At 56.0% G+C, this 3868-nt stretch carries 3 protein-coding genes; 1 reads left to right on the top strand and 2 read right to left on the bottom strand.

What is annotated here, in order from left to right; translation table 11 throughout:
- A partial coding sequence (locus WCA53_RS29660; protein WP_423919674.1) for a phasin family protein occupies window positions 1-337 on the bottom strand: 337 nt, incomplete at its 3' end.
- A gap of 1016 nt (window positions 338-1353) precedes the next feature.
- Between WCA53_RS29660 and pbpG the strand changes: the two genes are divergently transcribed.
- Window positions 1354-2574, top strand: coding sequence for a D-alanyl-D-alanine endopeptidase (gene pbpG / locus WCA53_RS29655; RefSeq protein WP_423919671.1), 1221 nt, complete (start codon window positions 1354-1356; stop codon window positions 2572-2574).
- Window positions 2575-2677: 103 nt separating this feature from the next.
- On the opposite strand, the gene WCA53_RS29650 is transcribed toward pbpG, so the two are convergent.
- Window positions 2678-3475, bottom strand: coding sequence for an IclR family transcriptional regulator (locus WCA53_RS29650; RefSeq protein ID WP_423919667.1), 798 nt, complete (start codon window positions 3473-3475; stop codon window positions 2678-2680).
- Window positions 3476-3868: the final 393 nt, after the last annotated feature.

Genomic DNA, 3868 nt, shown 5'->3' with positions numbered 1-3868 from the left:
CCTTGCGGTTCTGGTCTTCGAATTGGGCTTCTGCAACGCGGGCAAATTCAGCCTGCGTCGACGATGCGATTTCATACAAGTGACGGCCATACGACAGCGCCTTTTCTGCCACCGGCTGTGCCAGGTTGGCTTGCAGCGCGAGCAGTTCTTGCGCGTCTTTCACGGACAAAACGCGTTGAGCGTTTTCCTGGCTTTCAGCGAGCGTGGACTTTACAACTTGCAGGTTCAGTTCAAGCAGCTTTTCCATACCTTCGAAAGCCTTGTTCGTCAGTCCGAAGAGTGTGTCGAACTGGGCTTTGTTAGCAGCGGCGATTTGTTCCGGGGTCAAAAGGGTCATGTCACGCTCCTGAAAGTCGACCCATCGTCAGCGCGGGTCGTGGGTTTGGGCGAAAACCCGGGAATCCGGGTCTCGGTATGAGGCGATTAGCTATTGGTGCGTCGCAACATGTGAAGCATTCTTAGGCAAAATCCCATTGCTGTCAAGAGTTTCTTGTGCGTCGCAGCATCAGACAAATACTTTACTAAACAACTACTTACCACTCATATCGTGAAATGACGTTCCATATATTGGGACTAAGTTCCCTGTTGTGGGGCAGAGGATATAAACGATTCCCGCGCTAGCGCCTCGCCTTTGGTGCGTCGCGCGCTCGCGCGCTAAGGCCGTATAAGACCGTTTTGGCTATCTCAGCTAATATTCGGCGGTGGGACGAAACGCGATTCCATGATTTTCGACGTGGCTTGCCGCAAAAACGTGCCGGTAGCAGTCAAATAGCGGGTATTTGGCGCATGTTTACGCGCGAAATAGTGTTGCTACCGCCTCTGGTCGTGCCCCAAATCGTCCCGCTGGCCACGCTCTGGGCCCGGAACGTGCAATCCCAAAATGATTTAAAACCGGCTCAAAAGAGGTAAACCAAAACTGTTAACTGAACGTTAACATTTTCGCCGGGTCCGAAATCAGGCTCTGCGCTTGAACGAGCGTGAACGAAGTTGTGTAAGGTCAGTCGAATCCGCAGTGGGTTAAGTAAGTCTTCCCTGTATTTCCGTTAGTCATACCGTTTTCTGCTGCGTTCGTGAAATCTTTGTCTCTGACGAACGACGCGCAGATTTCGTTCAAGTTTCTCAAACTATTGCCGTTAGGCCGTTGATAGCCGCGCTCAGTTGCCAGATTGTGGCTCTTTAAAGCGTTGCAGGACCGCCATCGTTTTTTACGATCGATGCAAGAAAATTGTTTGCTTGCCTGAATCGTTTCTTACAACTAGGTTTAAGTGGCGTCGATAAGTGCTTAATATTGCTAATTTTTCGTAGGTTTACTACACTGGCGTCACTCTCCCGCCGGTCCAGAACAGAACACTAATGAAAACCGAAATGTTTTCGTCGTTAAAAGTAATCCACGGCGCTGCAGTTCGCACCGCCCTGTCGATTGCTGTATCGGTGGTCGTTGCGACGTCGTTCGCAGCCGCACCGGTCGACGCTCTTGCCGCACCCGCCACACCCGTCCCCGCGACGTCATCGAAGAAAGTCGTCAAGCCCGCACCGTCCGCTGTGCGTGCCAAGGGCCACAAGTCGGCGAAGCTAGCGGCGCGTGACGCGAAATCTGCGAAGGGCGCGCAAACGGTGCAAGTTGCCGCCGCCGACGACACGGCTCCTCGCGTCGTTCGTAGTTCGCGCCGGCATCGCGTGAGTTACGAGATGGACGCGCGTGGCCGTCGCGGCGTCGTGCGTTCGGTGGCATTCCAGCCGCGCCCGCCAACGGTGGGTCAGGCGTTCGGTTTGCATGAAACTGCCGATTCGCTTGCCCTTCGTTCGAGCATCGCGTATGTCGTGGACCAGAACACGGCAGAGCCGCTCTTCGATAAAAATTCGCATGCGGTTGTGCCAATCGCGTCCATCACGAAGCTGATGACGGCCATGGTCGTGCTCGACTCGAACGCGCCGCTGACCGAAGACATTACGGTCACCGACGAAGACCGCGACTACGAAAAATTCACGGGTTCGCGTTTATCGGTGGGCTCGGAGCTGAGCCGCGAGGACATGCTGCATATCGCGTTGATGGCCTCTGAGAATCGTGCTGCCGCCGCACTTTCGCGCTATTACCCGAATGGCCGTCCTGGTTTTATCGCAGCGATGAACGCCAAGGCCAAAGCGCTCGGCATGACCGATACGCATTTCAAGAACTCGACCGGTTTGACGAGCGAGAACGTTTCGACCGCTCGAGATCTGGTGAAGATGGTGAACGCAGCCTATCAATATCCGCTGATCCGGAAGTTCTCGACTGACCGCAGCTATGACGTGTTCACGGGCAAGCGCAATATTGCTTACAACAGCACGAACGCGCTGATCCGGGGCAACTCGAACTGGGACATCGGCTTGCAGAAGACTGGTTTCATTAATGAGGCGGGCGAGTGCCTTGTGATGCAGGCGAATATCGAAGGCCGTCCGGTTGTGATGGTGCTGCTCGATTCGTCGGGCAAGTATTCGCATTTCGCCGATGCCGGCCGTTTGCGCGGTTTCCTGGAAAGCAACGCGGGCGAGCCGCATATCACCAGTGCGGACGCGAAAGAAAGCGGCACCTGATTTTCAGTGCTGCAAGAATAAAAAAACCGGCTTTATCGCGAGATAAAGCCGGTTTTTTTGTGCTCAAGTCTTAGCGTTGCCGGTGCATTGCCTGAGCGTTACCTCAGCGTTGTTGCGAATCCCCGGTGGGTTCCGCGCGGTATCCGAGTGAACGTGATATCTCCAGCGCTGTGACGCTGACTTGCCCTAGCCATGAATCCTGCAGTCGGTCGGCTGGTGCAGACAAAGATAGTCCTGCGACCAGACGGCCGGTGTCGTCGTAGATGCCGGCCGCGATGCAGCGCACGCCCAGTTCCAGTTCTTCGTTGTCGCGGGCGCATGCCTGGCTGCGAACGAACGACAACTCGCGCTCGAGCTTGGCCAAATCCGTGATGCTGTTTTGCGTATGGCCGGACAGGCCGGTTCGCGTGGCGTAGGCGCGCACGCGTGCGGCTTCGTCCGCGGCAAGAAAAAGCTTTCCTACCGATGTCAGGTGCAACGGTGCGCGTCCGCCGATCGCGCGGACGACCTGCATGCCGGAGCGTTCGGAATACGCACGCTCGATGTAGACGATTTCATCGCCTTGACGCACGGAGAGATTGACGGTTTGCCCGGTCTGGCGATGGAGTTCACGCATGGGCGGCATTGCCGCTTCGCGAACCGACAAGCGGGCCTTGACCAGATTGCCGAGTTCGAGCAGCCGCATGCCGAGTCGATAGGTGCCTGGGTCCGACCGATCAACGAGCCGGCATGTGACCATGTCATTTAGGATGCGGTGCGCGGTGGACGGGTGCAGGGAGGTGGACAGCGACAGCTCTTTCAGGCTCACGGGATCGGTGTGAGCGGCGAGCTCATCGAGCAGGCGCATCATGCGCTCGATTACTTGAATAGACGTTCTTGATTCCGGAATCGTATCGCTCATCGGGGAGAATCGCTTGATCGTCAAATAGCGGAAAATTGATTGTATCTCATAATGTGGAATGTTTGGCGGTGGCCGTGGCCGTAGCGCTGGCGCTTGGGGGAGGTTGGGGTGGGTGCTGCTCGCGGAGAGTGTGGGGCTAGGGTGGAGGGGGTGCTGCGCGCGGCGAGTGTGGGGCTAGCATTGAGTCCTTCTTCTCGCGTGGTCGTTCTGCTTAAGTAGTATTTTCTTGCTTATTTCTGTTAGCCCCTATCCGGGGCGGGACTTCGTTTCTTTGCAAACGCGCAAAGAAACGAAGCAAAGAAACGCGTTCAAACCGCGAATACCTCAGTGTCGTCGTTGCCCATTTCAAGTTTTTGGCACGAACGTAGCGCGGCCCCAAATACTTAACCCGCA

It is taken from the genome of Caballeronia sp. (assembly GCF_049581465.1).
Taxonomy (GTDB): Bacteria; Pseudomonadota; Gammaproteobacteria; order Burkholderiales; family Burkholderiaceae; genus Caballeronia.
Note: the sequence above shows the minus strand (reverse complement) of the source record. Positions and strands in the feature narration are given on the sequence as shown.

Coding starts and splice junctions, on each gene's coding strand:
- pbpG (WP_423919671.1), top strand. CDS start 1,354: ATGAAAACCGAAATGTTTTCGTCGTTAAAAGTAATCCACGGCGCTGCA.
- WCA53_RS29650 (WP_423919667.1), bottom strand. CDS start 3,475: ATGAGCGATACGATTCCGGAATCAAGAACGTCTATTCAAGTAATCGAG.